At 51.1% G+C, this 17,454-nt stretch carries 11 protein-coding genes and 2 rRNA genes (1 of these 13 cut by a window edge); 9 read left to right on the top strand and 4 right to left on the bottom strand.

What is annotated here, in order from left to right; all coding sequences use genetic code 11:
- Positions 1-215 precede the first annotated feature (215 nt).
- The 4 genes from ACJJIK_RS18095 to ACJJIK_RS18080 all read left to right on the top strand — a co-directional run bounded on the left by ACJJIK_RS18095 (position 216) and on the right by ACJJIK_RS18080 (position 4,629).
- Positions 216-1,514, top strand: a complete 1,299-nt coding sequence (locus ACJJIK_RS18095) for a YHYH protein (RefSeq protein ID WP_444943482.1) — start codon at positions 216-218, stop codon at positions 1,512-1,514.
- Positions 1,515-1,716: 202 nt separating this feature from the next.
- A complete protein-coding gene (locus ACJJIK_RS18090) occupies positions 1,717-2,238 on the top strand; it encodes a hypothetical protein (RefSeq protein WP_444943481.1) in 522 nt (173 codons plus the stop codon).
- A gap of 261 nt (positions 2,239-2,499) precedes the next feature.
- On the top strand, positions 2,500-3,948 hold the full coding sequence (locus ACJJIK_RS18085) for an ATP-binding protein (RefSeq protein ID WP_444943480.1): 1,449 nt from the start codon (positions 2,500-2,502) through the stop codon (positions 3,946-3,948).
- Between the two features lie 6 nt (positions 3,949-3,954).
- The gene (locus ACJJIK_RS18080) at positions 3,955-4,629 is read left to right on the top strand and encodes a response regulator (protein ID WP_444943479.1); all 675 of its coding nucleotides are present in this window, start codon (positions 3,955-3,957) and stop codon (positions 4,627-4,629) included.
- 90 nt (positions 4,630-4,719) lie between these two features.
- Here the strand turns inward: ACJJIK_RS18080 and ACJJIK_RS18075 are convergent, their stop codons facing one another.
- Entirely contained in the window at positions 4,720-6,486 is a 1,767-nt protein-coding gene (locus tag ACJJIK_RS18075; protein ID WP_444929628.1) for an aminopeptidase P family protein, read from the bottom strand.
- An 835-nt stretch (positions 6,487-7,321) separates the two neighbouring features.
- Positions 7,322-7,729, bottom strand: coding sequence for a hypothetical protein (locus ACJJIK_RS18070; protein WP_444929627.1), 408 nt, complete (start codon positions 7,727-7,729; stop codon positions 7,322-7,324).
- Between the two features lie 840 nt (positions 7,730-8,569).
- Between ACJJIK_RS18070 and ACJJIK_RS18065 the strand changes: the two genes are divergently transcribed.
- The 5 genes from ACJJIK_RS18065 (at position 8,570) to ACJJIK_RS18045 (ending at position 13,404) form a co-directional block, all read left to right on the top strand.
- Positions 8,570-10,150: a peptide chain release factor 3 gene (locus ACJJIK_RS18065; protein ID WP_444929626.1), complete on the top strand. Its 1,581-nt coding sequence runs from the start codon at positions 8,570-8,572 to the stop codon at positions 10,148-10,150.
- Positions 10,151-10,213: 63 nt separating this feature from the next.
- Positions 10,214-10,858: a 1-acyl-sn-glycerol-3-phosphate acyltransferase gene (locus ACJJIK_RS18060; RefSeq protein ID WP_444929625.1), complete on the top strand. Its 645-nt coding sequence runs from the start codon at positions 10,214-10,216 to the stop codon at positions 10,856-10,858.
- Positions 10,842-11,609, top strand: coding sequence for a TSUP family transporter (locus ACJJIK_RS18055; RefSeq protein WP_444929624.1), 768 nt, complete (start codon positions 10,842-10,844; stop codon positions 11,607-11,609). The genes ACJJIK_RS18060 and ACJJIK_RS18055 overlap by 17 nt, the downstream gene beginning before the upstream one ends.
- Positions 11,610-11,613: 4 nt before the next feature.
- Positions 11,614-11,964 (top strand): hypothetical protein, encoded by a 351-nt coding sequence (locus tag ACJJIK_RS18050; protein WP_444929623.1) that lies wholly within the window; start codon positions 11,614-11,616, stop codon positions 11,962-11,964.
- Positions 11,965-11,994: 30 nt separating this feature from the next.
- Positions 11,995-13,404, top strand: coding sequence for a M20/M25/M40 family metallo-hydrolase (locus ACJJIK_RS18045; protein WP_444929622.1), 1,410 nt, complete (start codon positions 11,995-11,997; stop codon positions 13,402-13,404).
- Between the two features lie 914 nt (positions 13,405-14,318).
- Here ACJJIK_RS18045 and rrf read toward each other — a convergent pair.
- Both rrf and ACJJIK_RS18035 read right to left on the bottom strand, forming a co-directional pair.
- Positions 14,319-14,434: ribosomal RNA gene (gene rrf, locus ACJJIK_RS18040) — 5S ribosomal RNA — on the bottom strand.
- 205 nt (positions 14,435-14,639) lie between these two features.
- Positions 14,640-17,454, bottom strand: a 23S ribosomal RNA gene (locus ACJJIK_RS18035); it runs 81 nt beyond the window's last position.

Raw genomic sequence — 17,454 nt, 5'->3', positions numbered from 1 at the left:
AAATTTTCAAGGCTCCTTCCGCTTATCCAGTAAAAGTCGTTATTTTTATTTGAAGCAATCAGCCGGCGAATCCCCCTGCGAGATACAGCGCACAAATTTGCAAATTTTTTAACTGCATAGAGAAGATAAAATCTAGCTAGCCCTCCATCCACATTTCATTCACTTTTCTGCGCTAGGTTCGGGCCGATGTCCCTCCTTTTATGCCACGGTGTGATATGAAAATAATGAAAAATTTTGACCGGAATGGCCAGCCGATTCTCTCTTATACGCTAGCGTTGCTAATGTCTCTCGGAGCTCTACAGGGATGCAGTAGTGGCTCCTCCTCTGATAGCGATGAGGATGACTCCTCTGAAACCACCTCTGATGACTCAGACTCCAGCACCGATACCGGTGTCTGGATTGTGAATAGCGATGACGAGCGCGCGCCTTATATTTACGAAAGTAACAGCAATGAACAGGTTCTGGTCAATGTCCAGAGCGTAGCAACAGCAACCATTGACGGCAAAGAATACACCGTTGTCTCCGCAACCGGCGTGCCCGATTACGAAATTGAAATTACCCAGAGTATTCTCGACGCCCTGCTCGAACGCCCCAAAGCCTCCTCGGATTTCGAGAGCGGCAGCCCCACGGTCAGTGTCGGCGATATTGTCAGCTTCGGGCAGGATATTGGCTACGCAAATATCGGCACCTGTGATGTCGATGCCGGCTACGGATTCTGGCCCCCCGGACTCGTTTGCCCGGAAAATGTCTCCCATGTCGGATATTTTCCTATAGAGCCCGAACCCGCGACAGAGGACTGTGCGACCGGGCTCGGCGTGCAGGGTTACTGGGTAAACGGCGTCTCTATCTATGACTGGGGAGATGGCCAATCTGTGGATGGCACCTGGCAAACCCTGGCCCCCGTCGCAGAAATCTATGACGTTGATATCTGTGGCGGGCATGCCGCCAACGGCGATTATCACCACCACTTTTACAGCGACTGCCTCGCTGACCTTGTCGGTGATAGCGGCGATGACCACTCCCCAATCTACGGCTATACCGCCGATGGTTACGCTATCTACGGCCCCTGGGAAAGCGAGGGGGAGCTCGCGGAGAGCAGCTGGGCTATACGCGACTATGACGACCCCACCTCTGCAAGCGGTTGCGGTATCGCCGGCGAGAGAAGCTGCCTATTGGTGGATGAATACGACCTCTCCCAGGGCGTTGAAACAACCTCTAATACCGGCCCGACGACAAGTGGCTCTTATACGTCCCTGTCCAGCAATGAATTTACAACCACGGCCGGCTTTTTCTACGAGGACTATTACTGGGATGAAGACCTGACTAACCAAGGGGGCGTGTATTTGGACCAGCATAACGGCCACTCCGATGACGAGCGCGGATATCACTACCACCTGACCGTAAGCGTCGATGATGACGGCGAGCTGGTCCCCGCTTTCCCCTACACATTTGGCCCCCGCTTTTATGGCAAGCTAGATGATCAAACTATTATCAATGAGTGCTCGACACGCTAATCCGGTCGTGCACTGGCACTTGTCAGCCAAATCCCTTGATTGAGGCCTCTAAAGCCGCAGTAGCCACTGCGGCTCCCCCCCCTAAGGGGGCCCACAAAATACAGCCGTGCCACCCTACAGACAGAGAGCTGCTGTATCCCGGGTTATTCACCGGCAGCTAAATGCTTGGTGGCAGGGCTCTAAGCCTGAGAGCAAGACTACGATGAAAATACTTCGCCGCCTGATTATGGGCGCTATTATCTGCGCACTGAGCAACGCCGCCACAGCACAGCAAGGTCACCATGCGGGCCATAACGGCGACCAGCACCCCATTGTCGAGATCCCTTTGCACCGCGCCGCCCCTCGCATTGAGCTAGATATTCGCCGCGATACTATGTCCGGTTATAACCTGCATATCGACTGCGACCGGTTCGAATTGGAATCCCCTCGCTACGCCGATAGTGCCTCAGCGAAATTTCTCGAAGGCCACGCCCATCTCTATATCAACGGCAAGAAAATACAGCGGATATATGGTCCAGATCTACACCTGCCCGACAAGTTATTTAAGCCGGGCTTCAATCAGATTACCGTTACCCTTAACGCCCATGACCACAGCACTTGGAGCCGGGCAGGAAAGAGAATTCTTGCAACCCTGTTTATCCGGCTCGACAGACCCGAGCTAATACTGCACCGCTTTTCCACCTCCCCGCTAGCGCCCGATACAGGCAGCGATAAACCCAGCTAGCAGCAGCGGACAAACGCCTACAGAAACCCACTCCCTTTGACACTCTCAGGGCATGGAAGCCCCGCAAGCCGCTCGGGACAGCCGAGAGCTGCCCTGCCCGCTCGCAGCCCTATTGCGCGGCTTCTGCGCGTTAAAAGATTGCTCTGATATTTGCAGTAAGTGTAGGCTTAATCTGTTGGCCAGCACTCTCTGCGCACAGGCACAGCAATACGCACCTGAGCTCACTGTGGACACAGACTACTGAAATCTAAGCTATCGGTTATGTCGCTAAATATTCGCTATAAACTCAGCCTCGCTTTCTTACTGACGACAGCCATTACCGTTGGCGGAATGTTCGTATTCTTTCAGTGGAGCTTTAAGCACGGCTTTACGAACTATATCCAGTCCCAAGAACTGCGCGAAGTGGGCGACCTGGTGGACGAATTACAGAGCATCTACGCCCGCGAGGGCAGCTGGAAGTCCCTGCGTGGCAATGGCGCTCTCTGGCAGAATCTGCACAGGCAACTGATGCCCAGCTATTTCGAGAGAACGCCACCCCCACATCTCCCGCCGCCGGGGATAAGAGGCCCCCACCACCGGCCGGAACCCCCGCCTGAACACGGCGGAGATAAGTCTCTCAGCAGCCGCCTGGCCCTATTGGACCAAGAGAAAAAATCGCTGATTGGGCGCTACTCAAAGCCTGAAAATATGGCCATGCAACCTCTGTTGGTAAACGGGGAAACCGTTGGCTACCTGGCCATCAACCCATTACCGGTGCTCGATGATGAACTGGCAGCAGGCTTTGTTCGCGAGCAATCGCAAACCTTCACACTGATTTCTATCGCCACCTTTATTCTGGCCCTGGCCATTGCCCTGCCCCTGGCCTGGCAACTGGTAAGGCCTATCCGCAAGCTGACCGAAGCCACATCGCAGCTGACATCAGGCAATTTCAAAACCCGTATCGATATAGAGCAGAGAGATGAGCTGGGCCAATTAAGTGCTGACTTCAATCGCCTCGCCGCGACCCTGGAGGCCAACGAACACGCGCGCAACCGCTGGATGGCCGATATTTCGCATGAATTGCGCACCCCTCTGGCGGTACTCAAAGGGCAGATTGAGGCCATTCAGGATGGCATTAGATCAGCTTCCCCAGAGAACCTGCGTATACTTCACAGCAAAGTCCAGCAATTGAGTCGGCTGATCGATGATCTCTATGAGCTGTCGCTCTCCGACGCCGGGGCGCTGAGTTACTGCAAGACCGATATCTCCCTGGTCAAAATTCTGCGCAGTATTGTCGAAGACTTTGACATTCCACTTGCACAGAAGGGCATTCGCTTAAGTAGCGATCTGCAACTGGCAGAAGATAAACTGATCTACGCAGATGAAGCGCGGCTCAACCAGTTATTTAGCAACCTGTTAACCAACAGCCTGCGCTACACCGATAGCGGAGGACAACTTAAAGTCGCCGCGCGCTGTGAGGCCCAAACCGCCATTATTACTTTAGCCGATTCCGCCCCCGGTGTTGCCAGCGCCGATATACCGCACCTGTTCGAGCGCCTGTATCGGGCAGACAGCTCACGCAGTCGGGAAACCGGCGGCGCGGGTTTGGGGCTGTCAATTTGCCAAAATATTGTAACAGCGCACGAGGGTAGTATTTCTGCAACTCCGTCCACCCTCGGCGGCCTTGAGATAAGTATTTTTTTACCCCTAAGCCAAAGGATTAAATGGTAGGAAGTTATGAGCGCCAAAATACTAATAGTCGAAGATGAAACCGAGCTTGCGCACCTACTACTGGACTATCTTCACGCTGCCAACTACCAAGCCGAGATCATTTCTGACGGCAATCAGGTCATTCCCAAAGTGGAAACCATGAAGCCGGATTTAATCCTTCTCGACTTGATGCTACCCGGGAAGCACGGGATGGAAATTTGCGAGGAAATTCGCCAGCAAGGCAACGATACTCCAATCATTATTATGACGGCACAGATTGAGGAATCGGATCGTTTGCGCGGCCTGGAGTCCGGTGCCGACGACTACGTTTGTAAACCCTATAGCCCGAGAGAGCTTGTCGCCCGGGTAAAGGCGGTCTTGCGGCGCCTCCCGCAAAAGGATACCGGCGCAAGTAGCGGCATCGAACTAGATAGAAATACCGGACAGCTGCGCATCGGGGGCAAAGACGCCAACCTCACGGCACTGGAATTCCACTTGTTCGACCTGCTCTACAGTGAGCCCGGCCGAATTTTCTCCCGCGAACAAATAATGGATCGTATCTATTCCGATTACCGCGTGATCAGTGATCGCACCATTGACAGCCATATCAAAAAGGTTCGCAAGAAAATATCGGTCCTTATGCCGCAAAAAGAATTAATTCACTCCGTTTACGGTGCCGGCTATAAATTTGAGATCAATTAAAATTAAGGCACCCCTGAATAATTCTGTGATGCCTCTGACGCTCAGTAGCTCCGGCGACGATTTGGGGGCGCACAGCCCCCAGTCTTGATATTACAAGGCCTCAGTCGCCCGTTTTACCCACTCTGCCGTTTTCTCGTTAACCAGCGGCACAATCTCTTCTCGCACCCTCTGGTGATAATCGTTCAGCCAGGTCCGCTCAGCTTCGGTAAGCAGTGTTATATCGATTAGATTGCGATCAATCGGTGCCAAAGTGAGCTCTTCAAATTCGAGAAAACCGGGATAATCATCACTCTTTTTCACAAAAACCAAGTTTTCAATACGAATACCGTACTGGCCTGTGAGGTAAAAACCCGGCTCATTTGACACAATCATCCCCGGCTGTAGCGGAACGCCAGTTGTCACCTTGCCTATCCGTTGCGGCCCCTCGTGGACACTCAAGAAGCTGCCGACACCGTGGCCTGTTCCGTGGGCATAGTCCAACCCCACATCCCACAGTGCGCGGCGGGCAATCGCATCAATCTGCTCGCCACAGGTCCCCCGGGGAAATCGCAAGGTCGCGATTGCAATATGCCCCTTTAAAACTCGGGTAAAATTTTCTTTGGCCGAGGGTGGAAACTCACCCAGCGCAACCGTCCGAGTAATATCGGTAGTGCCATCTGGATACTGGCCGCCGGAATCGCACAGGTACACGCCCTGCGCCTGCATGGACAAACTGGATTGCGGGCTGACTCGATAGTGCACAATAGCGCCATTCGGACCGTAGCCGGAAATTGTCTCAAAGCTGTTGCCCTGAAATCCCTCGCGGGCCTCCCGTTTACTGCGCAATAGTTTTACCGCTGACAGCTCATCAAATTGCCCTGTGGCAACCTGCTCGGGTATCTCCGCCAGGAACTCACATACTGCGGCACCATCTCTTTGATGGGCAGCCTGGCTGCCCGCCAATTCAACTGCATTCTTGCAGGCCTTGGCTTCGCTAACCGGGTCGCCCTCCAACAAAAGCTCAATATCCAGTGCACGCAACTGCTGTAGGCTCCAGCAATTACTGATCAGCGGATCTACCCATATTTTATCGACACAGCGGCGCCGAATATTTGCAAATAACTCCGCCTTATCCACGACCAGGGTAACGTCCTTGCCCAAGTGTTCGAGCAGCGCATCCCCCACGGCGCCCTCCGCCAAATAGAGAGTCGCGCTGCCATCCCGGTACAGTACCCCCTGGGCCAGAGCTACGGGTAAGTGCGGGACATCTTCTCCACGGATATTAAAAAGCCAAGCGCAGCTTTCGGGGTTTGGCAGCCACAGGGCATCGGCCCGCTTTTCTGCCAGGCAACTGGCAATCCTCTGGCGCTTATCTTTGGAGTGCTCACCGGTAAAGGGGAGAGGGTGCGGGCGGGCTCGCCCGCAGGGCGGCGCGGGGCGATCCTGCCAAATGGCATCAATCGGACTCTGCACCAATGGCTGCAATAGAATATCCCGCTCTGCCAGCCGTCTCCTGATCAAGGCCAACCCCGGCTCGGTGTGCAATCGCGGGTCATACCCCAGTGACTGACCGGCATCTAACTGACTGCTAAGCCACTCTATGATCGCCGTCTGGCTGAGGCTCATCAATTCAATGGGCTGGTCGCCGAGCTGCTGTTGTGCCTGTAGGGTATAGCGCCCATCGACAAATAATGCCGCTTCCCGGCTACCCACTGCGGCCATTCCGGCAGATCCGGTAAAGCCGGTGAGCCAGGGTAGCCGCTCATCTGCCGCAGGCACACTTTCATTCTGATACTCATCGGCACGGGGTATCAAAAAAGCATCGACCCCCTGTCGCTGCAACTCTTCGCGCAATGCCTGTAAACGCTCCCGGCTCATAACCTCTCCCCTTTATTGACTAAACTTGCGACTGCACCACCCAGAGCCATTTCAAGGACCTGTAGTCGCGCTAGATTAAACCCAACTGAGTTTGAATAACTTATCCCAGTTGTGCCAGCGCCGCAGGCAGCCGAGCCCATTGGCACAACCCCATTTATCCAGCGGGCGCTGAGTCTAATTTTGCAGTATACCCCAGCCTCAGGGCGGCGCCTGCTGATAGGATTCAGCGCTCTCGCCACCTCAATAAAGAGCAGTAGTAACTGGCCCAAAAATTTGGCCACAGGACAGTGAGACACAACAGTCTGTGGCCTACCCTGATATAGCTGCAATAACAAGGAGAGGGCAAAATAAACAACCGTGTCCTTCAGTAACCTACACCCTAGCACCATAAATATTCGATGCTTTTCATATTCCCAAGGGGCATCGTATTACTGCGACTATTCATCTATAAAAAAATAAACCCATCACTATTACTACTCGCTATTGCGTAAAATGAACCAAAATTCAACCCGCAACGAACTAAAAAATGAGCTGAAAAAGTTCAAGCTGGTTAAGATTGGAAGGAGGGGAAAACCGTGATTAAAGGGCATTACTCCAGCAAAAACTAAAGTTTGTACTATCACTGCTAAAGTCGCACAATTTTTGGATAATGAAACGAAGTGCAAACTATTTTTCAATAGCTACACATCGAAGTACCAAGTAGCCATAACCTTTGGTCAATTGAAGATGTAGATAAATGGAAGTATCAAGCTTCACACCTTGAAACTGTATAACAGCTATTCACTCCACTTGGCGATGGCGATCTCATCACCCTCGCCAAGGGCTAATTCCTGATTTAATCGTCAATATTAAATCTTATTTGATATTCTCCAGTAAATGCATTCTGGACCAAAACATCAGAACTACACTTAGACGAGGGGGTCGCCCCTATTGAGAATCTATAGGTACTGCCTATCTGGATAATTGACCAATTGAACCTACATGATTGATAGGTTAAAACCCCAGCATCTACCGAACCGCTAGTTGTTGAAGTGTGAGAGGTAGAACTGTTTGCAGTTGCTGGACTCGGAAATGCAGGCGAAATGATGCCAGTTGTATTTGTTCCATCAATAAGAGAATTATCGGAAGAAGTGTTATTTTTCAGCTCTATACTTGTTGATAGTGTAGCAGCCAGGGTAGGTACAGAATGAGCCACGGAGACAAGCAATACTGCGGTAAGAAAAAAATTTCGCTTAACTTCCATTGTCAGAACTCCTTAAAAACATTAGAAAATTTACAGTTAAAGACTTTCAATAAGTCAGGTGTAATTTCAACTCGCAACATCACCCGCTGTCAACAATCCAATTATTATGCATAGCACTAAGTACTCAAAATAACCAACGAAATATTGACGAGGGGATCAATTCAAGAGTTCTCCGTGTATACAGCCGAGTCCGAGCTTCTAAAGGATTTTCTGCTATCGATCTATTAGTATCGACAGAATAAACTAGACAAAACTCATAAATTACCAGGCAAGACAATATTAGATATCACCCTTAAAGAATAAAATTATATTGCTAAGATCTGTGCTATTACGACTTATAGGAAGGGAAACTGATCCGGCGATATTTTGAATTTAAACAAACGTATAAAAAGACTTCCATTGGGCCCCAAATTTCTTTCGGAAATTTTATTTCTCAAGAAACTTTGGGTCATCTACACAAGGGACTGGAAGTCAGTATTACCAATACAATTATTGCAGCAGCAAAAATTCTTGGACAAGGTGGTCCTCAATCACTAACCTCCTACACTAGTTGTAGAGGAATCCTAGCTACTCACTGTAGCCTCCCAAGGTTGATTCGGGGAGGTCTCAGGCTAAAATCTGACCAATAGGTCATGATTTCCTTTTGGGCACACAGTGGCCCCCTATCTCCCCCAGAAGTGACTCGAATGGCATAGAATACCCCGACCAGATACCATCTATCAGTCACCGCTCAAGAGCAAAACCAAAGGTCATTTTGCTATAATGCCGCCTTTCAGGTTCGGCCTTGGGGTATATTTCATTATGTGTACACAGGGCGTACACAGATAAGGTTAAATCTAAGTGAACAAAGATTTTTCTCAACAATTTCAAAGACGTAGAACTTTCGCCATTATTTCCCACCCGGACGCCGGTAAAACTACCGTGACCGAAAAGCTGCTTTTGTTCGGAAATGCCATTCAGCAGGCGGGCTCGGTAAAGGGAAAAAAAGGCCCCCATGCGCGCTCCGATTGGATGACTATGGAGCAGGAGCGCGGTATCTCTGTTACCTCCTCCGTGATGCAGTTTCCCTACAAAGAGCGGACGGTAAACCTGCTGGACACCCCCGGGCACGAAGACTTCTCTGAAGATACTTACCGGGTACTCACCGCTGTTGACTCAGCCCTGATGGTGATTGACGGTGCCAAAGGCGTGGAAGACCGCACCATCAAATTGATGAATGTGTGCCGCCTGCGAACCACACCGATTCTCTCGTTTATCAACAAGCTCGACCGGGATATTCGCGATCCGATCGAAGTGATGGACGAGATCGAAGAAGTACTCAATATCCAGGCCGCCCCCATCAACTGGCCTCTCAGTTCCGGTAAAGATTTCAAAGGGGTCTACAACCTCTATACCGATACCATCCATGTGTTCTCCCAGGGCCAGGGCCACAGAATTCCCGATGATATTCAAATTAAAGGCCTGGACTCCGCTGAAGCTGACGCCCTGCTCGGCGAATACGCCGAAGATATTCGCGACGAAATTGAATTGGTTCGCGGAGCCACTCACGAGTTTGATCTGGAAGCTTATCTTGCCGGCAAGTTGACGCCAGTCTTTTTTGGTACGGCCTTGGGTAATTTTGGCGTAAGGGAAATGCTCGATGGTTTCGTTGAGTGGGCGCCCTCACCTCAGTCGCGGGAAACCAAAGAGAGAAAAGTAGAACCCAGCGAAGATAAGTTCTCCGGTTTTGTATTTAAAATCCAAGCGAATATGGACCCCAAACACCGCGATAGAATTGCCTTTATGCGCGTCTGCTCAGGCACTTACAATCGCGGCATGAAAATGAAGCATGTTCGTATTGGCAAGGATGTAAAAATTGCCGATGCCGTAACTTTTATGGCGGGTGACCGCACCCATGTGGAAGAGGCAATTGCCGGCGATATTATCGGCTTGCACAACCACGGTACCATTCAGATCGGCGATACCTTTACCGAAGGCGAAACCCTAAAATTTACCGGTATTCCCAATTTCGCCCCGGAACTGTTCCGCCGTATACGGTTAAAAGATCCGCTAAAATTAAAGCAATTACAGAAAGGGCTTCAGCAGCTTTCTGAAGAGGGATCCACCCAGGTATTTTTCCCCCTGGACAATAACGACATTATCGTCGGTGCGGTTGGGGTACTACAGTTCGAGGTAGTCGCCTACCGACTAAAAGACGAGTACAAAGTAGAGGCCATCTACGAAAACGTCAATGTGAATACCGCGCGCTGGGTGGATAGTGAAAGTGCCAAAGAACTGGATAACTTCAAGCGCAAGGCCAGTACCAACTTGGCACTCGATGGCAGTGGGCACCTGACCTACCTGGCACCGACACGCGTTAATTTACAGCTGGCAGAAGAGCGTTACCCGGATATTCGTTTTTATGCCACGCGAGAACACTAGAGGCGCAAGGTCAAACAGCTTGACTGTAACCTTAGTGTCGCAGCAGTAACAAAGAGGCAAGTAATGAGCCAGTTTGTAAAAATACCTACGGAAATACCATCTGAAGTACCTCGCCTGGGCAATCGCATCACTAAAGCTATCGGCAAGTTGATGATCAAGATTCTCGGCTGGCGGATGGATGGAGAAGTTCCTCCAGAGAGAAAAGTGATGGTGGCTTTGGCCCCTCACACATCCAACTGGGACTTTGTGGTTGCCATGCCATTTATTTTGGCACTGGGTATTAAAATTTCCTGGCTCATGAAAAAGGAAGCTTTTTTCTTCCCGTTCAAACGGCTGTTTATATGGCTTGGCGGCGTCCCTACCGATAGGCGCGCCGCTGGCAATATCGCGTTACAAGTGGCCTCGAGTTATCGGGAAAATGAAAAAATGTGGGTGGGAATTACTCCAGAGGGAACCCGCAAAAAAGTAGGGCGCTGGAAAAGTGGCTTTTTAAGGATTTCCTATGCCGCCGAGATCCCCATTTTGCTTGTTGCCTGGGACTTCCCCAACAAGCGTCTCTGCATTGACTCCCTGTATCAGCCCACCGGGGATCTGGAGCAGGATATGACCGAGATTCAAAAGCGCTTTAGCAAATATCAGGGCTACCATCACGATGGTCAAACTACTCTCGAAGGGGGTAACCAGTCCAGTCGTGATACAGCTAAGTAGTGAGCTTTCTACTTATACCTATCTGATACTAACGGCAATCGCCTTTAGCGCCGGCTTTGTCAGCGCCATTGCCGGGGGAGGGGGTATCATCACCCTCCCCGCCTTGCTCTGGGCCGGCATTCCCCCGCTCGATGCCCTCGGTACCAATAAATTTCAAAGCGTCTTTGGCACCCTGTCATCGACTGTCAACTTCCTGCAAAAAGGCCAGCTGAATTTGCGCCCCCTCTGGCCAGGGCTGATTGCCGCCGTTATCGGCTCCTGCCTGGGGACTTTTACCGTTACATCTCTGGGGGAGGCCGGCCTCAATACAATCCTGCCGATTCTACTTATAGTCATCGCCCTCTACTTTGTCCTATCTCCGCGAATTTCTGACATTGACTCAAAACCCAGAATCAGTAACTTTACCTTTAACTGGACTGTTGGAGCTGGGCTCGGCTTTTATGGTGGCTTCTTTGGCCCCGGAATGGGATCTATCTGTACCGCCGCCTTCGCAGCCCTACTCGGCTACAATATGCGCACGGCTACGGCGTCAACGAAACCCATTGTGCTCGCTACCAATGTAACCTCTATGCTTATTTTTATTGCAGGGGGGCATATATCTCTATTGCTTGCAGTCACTATGTCTTTCGCCCAAGTTGTGGGAGCGCGACTCGGCTCTAACCTCGTCATCGCCAGAGGGGCGAGTATTATCAAGCCTGTCATTATTGTTGCCACTATTGCTGTGGCCATAAAACTGTTAATGGAGGAGTGAAACTGTGACCTGGCTGGCAACGCTCTTTCTCTCTTTTATTGCCTTTGCCATTGTTATCTGGGTCCTGATGCACCTGCGCAGCCCCAAGTTCCGCATGGATCGGGGCAGTTTTATTCAGGGCCTTGAGGATGTAATTACCGGGCAGGCCAGCGATATGGAGTGGCGGGCACTCCTCGCCTACCCGATGCGACACGATCCAAAACTCGAAGAGATGCGACAGCGCTGCCTCAGTATTGAAGACAGCGAATATACAGGCGAACCACCCTATTTATTTACACAGAAAGGCCTGCAAAAGTTGCGTGAAATTCGCGAGCAACTGATTGCGGCCTCAGCCAATAATGAGCCAAAAGCTTAAGACCGAAGAGTATTCACAAAGGATAAACCGATGTTGAAACCATTGCTTTCCCTAACCGGGGGACTGATCACCACCATGGCACTGGGTATAGCCCAGGCGGCCCCACTGCCCCAGGAAGACCTCTCCGTGGCGGAAGTACTGCGTGATCGGGCACTGGAAAGCTCCGACGCCTACAGTATTGTCGAGTCACTGACGGTTGAGGTTGGACCTCGGCGGGCGGGCACTGAGGGCGACCAGAGAGCCGTTGCCTGGGCGCAGGAAAAAATGCAGGCGTTTGGCTTTGATCGGGTCTATACCGAACAGATTGAGGTACCCCGCTGGGTTCGGGGCCATGCGCACGCCGAAGTGGTAGCGCCTTTTCCCCAGCCATTGGTGGTTTCCTCGCTCGGCTATGGCGCCGCCACCCCTGAGGGCGGGTTAACCGCAGAAATCATCGCGTTTCCCGATGTGGAGGCTCTGTTAAAAGCGCCAGCCCGCCAAGTAAAAGGCAAGATCGCTTTTATTAATAAACGCATGGAGAGAGCCCGCACAGGGGAGGGCTATGGCCCTGCGGCACAGGGGCGGAAACTGGGCATGCGCGCAGCGGCTGAAAAAGGAGCCGCAGCCATGCTGTTGCGCTCAGTAGGGACCGACTCTGATCGCTTCGCCCACACCGGTATGATGTCTATCAGTGGAGTAGAAAACCCCGTTCCCGCACTCGCACTTTCAGCACCTGATGCAAACTTACTTGAAGCCATGCTCAAACGCGGCAAGCCCGTCCAGGTAAAACTCGATGTAGAGACAGAGCGCCTGAATGACGGTCCCTCTTTTAATGTTATCGGCGAGATCACCGGCCGTGAGAAGCCGGAAGAGGTGATGATTATCGGTGCACATCTGGACTCCTGGGACGAGGGCACCGGTGCCCTCGACGATGGGGCCGGTGTTGCCATTGTGATGGAAACCGCACGTCTAATTGCCCAGCTGCCACAGCGCCCCCGCCGTACACTGCGAGTGGTCCTCTTTGGCGCAGAAGAAATTGGACTGGTGGGGGCTAAACAATATGTTGAGGCCCATGCAGATGAACTGGACAATATTGTTGCCATCTCCGAGTCCGACTTTGGCGCAGGAAAAATCTGGCGCTTTGATACACGTCTACCGGAAAGCAAATTTGATATTGCCGACCAAATAATGCAGCTCCTCGCACCACTGGGCATTGAACGCGGTAATAACAAGTCTTACGGTGGCCCGGATAGCAGTGTCTTTGTTACACGTGGTGTTCCAGCTTTCGGCCTCTATCAGGATGGTAGTGATTACTTTGATTATCACCATACGCCCAACGATACCCTCGACAAAGTCGATCCCGAAAATCTTCGCCAGAATGTTGCGGCTTGGGTAGTGATGTCTTTCCTAGCCACAGAGATGGAAGAGGACCTCGGCCGGGTACCTAGTGCCGCTCAGTAAATTGTTAATTTATTGAATATTCTAAAGCCCCACCCTGTGGGGCTTTTTTATTTCCAATAGTTTCTTTCCAGCAAATACTGGCGTACCAATCAGCCCCAGTAATCCACAGCTTTGTCCTCCATTACTCTGTTAATAACTGATGTCCGTTTTATGGCGCCTTTGTTACCAACAGAAACCATGGATAGACTTGTGTATAACTCGGGGATATCCCCTGCCAGCCCCGTGTTTCCTTGGCTGCACGGGAGGCGGGTAAAAAAGCAGCACTTTTTGCGTAGATTTCCACAGCCCTGTGTTACTAACAGAAAGTCTGGATAGACTTGTGTATAACTTGAATAAATCGCCTACAGGCCCCGTGGTTACAGGGGATCAGCGCACAGATTAAAAAATCACCAATATTTTTAATTGCTAAATTAAATTTTTGCCCGGAGTGGCATTAGTATTTTTCTGGTTTTTGCGTGGATTATTTTTGCCGGGTCTTTTTGTCAGAGCGCCGAGAAACTTGCCGGAGAAGGGACGTAAACCGCTATTTTTATAGGTTTATTTCTTCAGAGAGACGCGGGTAATTTGTGCATCGCTATTTTTAGCTTTTGTTTTTTATTTTTACGCGACTTTTTGAATAAAAATCAGAATGTAAAAATTTCGATTTATTTTTCTGGCCTTTGCCAAAAAAGCCAGCGCAGTAAAAATTAGCTTTTTAATTATTTTTATAAGCTGTCGGGTGTACCCAACCTACACTGTATGGCGAGCAGTGCTCGCCACCCTGCGGGCGCCTTCGGCGTACCAAGCTGGCACCTTCGGTGCACCGCTTGTCACATGGCAGCGCAGGCGCTGCGAGGTAGTAAAAATATTGATCGGGATTTTTTCCAGGCATAAAAAAAGGGCCACCCTATTGGGTGGCCCTTTTCGGATTAGAAGCCTGACGATGACCTACTCTCACATGGGGAAACCCCACACTACCATCGGCGATGTTGCGTTTCACTTCTGAGTTCGGCAAGGGATCAGGTGGTTCCACAACTCTATGGTCGTCAGGCAAACTGGCTTGGGTTGGCGTTGGTCTTATAAGCAATCTGCTTGGCCTGCCGTGTTATCGCTGTTTGCCTCGGTCATTAGTGACCGGCGATAACCCCAAATAAGTCGGTAAAACAATCTGTAGTAATACACCGCAAGCGATTATTGTGTGTCTTTCATTCCACAATCCGCTAGCTTAGCTAGTCGTTAGTAACCATCTCTGTTGTATGGTCAAGCCGCACGGGCAATTAGTACTGGTTAGCTCAACGCCTCACAACGCTTCCACACCCAGCCTATCAACGTGGTAGTCTTCCACGGCCCTTCAGGAGGCTCAAGGCCTCAGGGAGATCTTATCTTGAAGGAGGCTTCCCGCTTAGATGCTTTCAGCGGTTATCCCGTCCGAACATAGCTACCCGGCAATGCCACTGGCGTGACAACCGGAACACCAGAGGTTCGTTCACTCCGGTCCTCTCGTACTAGGAGCAACTCTTCTCAAATCTCCAACGCCCACGGCAGATAGGGACCGAACTGTCTCACGACGTTCTAAACCCAGCTCGCGTACCACTTTAAATGGCGAACAGCCATACCCTTGGGACCGGCTTCAGCCCCAGGATGTGATGAGCCGACATCGAGGTGCCAAACACCGCCGTCGATGTGAACTCTTGGGCGGTATCAGCCTGTTATCCCCGGAGTACCTTTTATCCGTTGAGCGATGGCCCTTCCATACAGAACCACCGGATCACTATGACCTACTTTCGTACCTGCTCGACATGTCTGTCTCGCAGTCAAGCGCACTTATACCATTATGCTCATTGCATGATTTCCGACCATGCTGAGTGCACCTTCGTACTCCTCCGTTACTCTTTGGGAGGAGACCGCCCCAGTCAAACTACCCACCATACACTGTCCTCGATCCGGATAACGGACCAGAGTTAGAACCTCAAACATACCAGGGTGGTATTTCAAGGACGGCTCCACAGTAACTAGCGTTACTGCTTCAAAGCCTCCCACCTATCCTACACAAGTAGGCTCAAAGTTCAGTGCAAAGCTGTAGTAAAGGTTCACGGGGTCTTTCCGTCTAGCCGCGGGTACACTGCATCTTAACAGCGATTTCAATTTCACTGAGTCTCTGGTGGAGACAGCGTGGCCATCGTTACGCCATTCGTGCAGGTCGGAACTTACCCGACAAGGAATTTCGCTACCTTAGGACCGTTATAGTTACGGCCGCCGTTTACCGGGGCTTCGATCAAGAGCTTCGCCGAAGCTAACCCCATCAATTAACCTTCCGGCACCGGGCAGGCGTCACACCGTATACGTCCTCTTACGAGTTTGCACAGTGCTATGTTTTTAATAAACAGTCGCAGCCACCTGGTCACTTCGACCGGCCTCAGCTTAGGGAGCAAGTCCCATCACCAAAACCGGCGTACCTTCTCCCGAAGTTACGGTACCATTTTGCCTAGTTCCTTCACCAGAGTTCTCTCAAGCGCCTTGGTATTCTCTACCTGACCACCTGTGTCGGTTTAGAGTACGATTCACTATTACCTGAAGCTTAGAAGTTTTTCCTGGAAGCAGGGCATCAACCACTTCACCCACTAAGTGGGCTTCGTCATCAGCTCTCAGCCTTCTCATTAAAGAGTATGACCCGGATTTGCCTAAGTCATAAGCCTACAACCTTAAACATGGACAACCAATCGCCATGCCGGCCTAGCCTTCTCCGTCACTCCGTCGCAGTAATAGCGAGTACAGGAATATTAACCTGTTTCCCATCGACTACGGCTTTCGCCCTCGCCTTAGGGGTCGACTAACCCTGTCCCGATTAGCGTTGGACAGGAACCCTTGGTCTTCCGGCGGGGAGGTTTTTCACCTCCCTTATCGTTACTCATGTCAGCATTCGCACTTGTGATACCTCCAGCAGACCTCTCGATCCACCTTCAACGGCTTACACAACGCTCCTCTACCATGCTAATAAATTAGCATCCGCAGCTTCGGTTATCAGTTTGAGCCCCGGTATATCTTCCGCGCAGGCCGACTCGACTAGTGAGCTATTACGCTTTCTTTAAAGGATGGCTGCTTCTAAGCCAACCTCCTAGCTGTCTGGGCCTTCCCACATCGTTTCCCACTTAACTGATATTTGGGACCTTAGCTGGCGGTCTGGGTTGTTTCCCTTTCCACGACGGACGTTAGCACCCGCCGTGTGTCTCCCGCGATTGCACTCCTCGGTATTCGGAGTTTGCATGGGGTTGGTAAGTCGGGATGACCCCCTAGCCCAAACAGTGCTCTACCCCCGAGGGTGAGACGCGAGGCGCTACCTAAATAGCTTTCGAGGAGAACCAGCTATCTCCCGGCTTGATTAGCCTTTCACTCCGATCCACAGGTCATCCCCTAATTTTTCAACATTAGTGGGTTCGGTCCTCCAGTTGATGTTACTCAACCTTCAACCTGCCCATGGATAGATCGCCGGGTTTCGGGTCTATTGCCTGCAACTAAACGCCCTATTAAGACTCGATTTCTCTACGGCTCCCCTAAGCGGTTAACCTTGCTACAGACAATAAGTCGCTGACCCATTATACAAAAGGTACGCAGTCACCCCGTAGGGCTCCTACTGCTTGTACGTATACGGTTTCAGGTTCTATTTCACTCCCCTCTCCGGGGTTCTTTTCGCCTTTCCCTCACGGTACTGGTTCACTATCGGTCAGCTGGGAGTATTTAGCCTTGGAGGATGGTCCCCCCATATTCAGTCAAGATAACACGTGTCCCGACCTACTCGATTTCACTCTAAATGCCTTTTCGTGTACGGGGCTATCACCCTGTATCGCGGTACTTTCCAGAACCTTCCACTAAAACATAAAGAGCTTAAGGGCTAATCCCCGTTCGCTCGCCGCTACTAAGGGAATCTCTATTGATTTCTTTTCCTCCGGGTACTTAGATGTTTCAGTTCCCCGGGTTCGCCTCCATAACCTATGTATTCAGTTATGGATACTCCTAAAAGGAGTGGGTTTCCCCATTCGGACATTCTAGGATCAAAGCTTGTGTGCCAGCTCC

The organism is Microbulbifer regidiadema (SeqCode), from assembly GCF_052466995.1.
The sequence above is the reverse complement of the archived record's forward strand: the minus strand, read 5'-3'. Positions and strand labels throughout refer to the sequence as shown.

Coding starts and splice junctions, on each gene's coding strand:
- ACJJIK_RS18095 (WP_444943482.1), top strand. CDS start 216: ATGAAAATAATGAAAAATTTTGACCGGAATGGCCAGCCGATTCTCTCT.
- ACJJIK_RS18090 (WP_444943481.1), top strand. CDS start 1,717: ATGAAAATACTTCGCCGCCTGATTATGGGCGCTATTATCTGCGCACTG.
- ACJJIK_RS18085 (WP_444943480.1), top strand. CDS start 2,500: ATGTCGCTAAATATTCGCTATAAACTCAGCCTCGCTTTCTTACTGACG.
- ACJJIK_RS18080 (WP_444943479.1), top strand. CDS start 3,955: ATGAGCGCCAAAATACTAATAGTCGAAGATGAAACCGAGCTTGCGCAC.
- ACJJIK_RS18075 (WP_444929628.1), bottom strand. CDS start 6,486: ATGAGCCGGGAGCGTTTACAGGCATTGCGCGAAGAGTTGCAGCGACAG.
- ACJJIK_RS18070 (WP_444929627.1), bottom strand. CDS start 7,729: ATGGAAGTTAAGCGAAATTTTTTTCTTACCGCAGTATTGCTTGTCTCC.
- ACJJIK_RS18060 (WP_444929625.1), top strand. CDS start 10,214: ATGAGCCAGTTTGTAAAAATACCTACGGAAATACCATCTGAAGTACCT.
- ACJJIK_RS18045 (WP_444929622.1), top strand. CDS start 11,995: ATGTTGAAACCATTGCTTTCCCTAACCGGGGGACTGATCACCACCATG.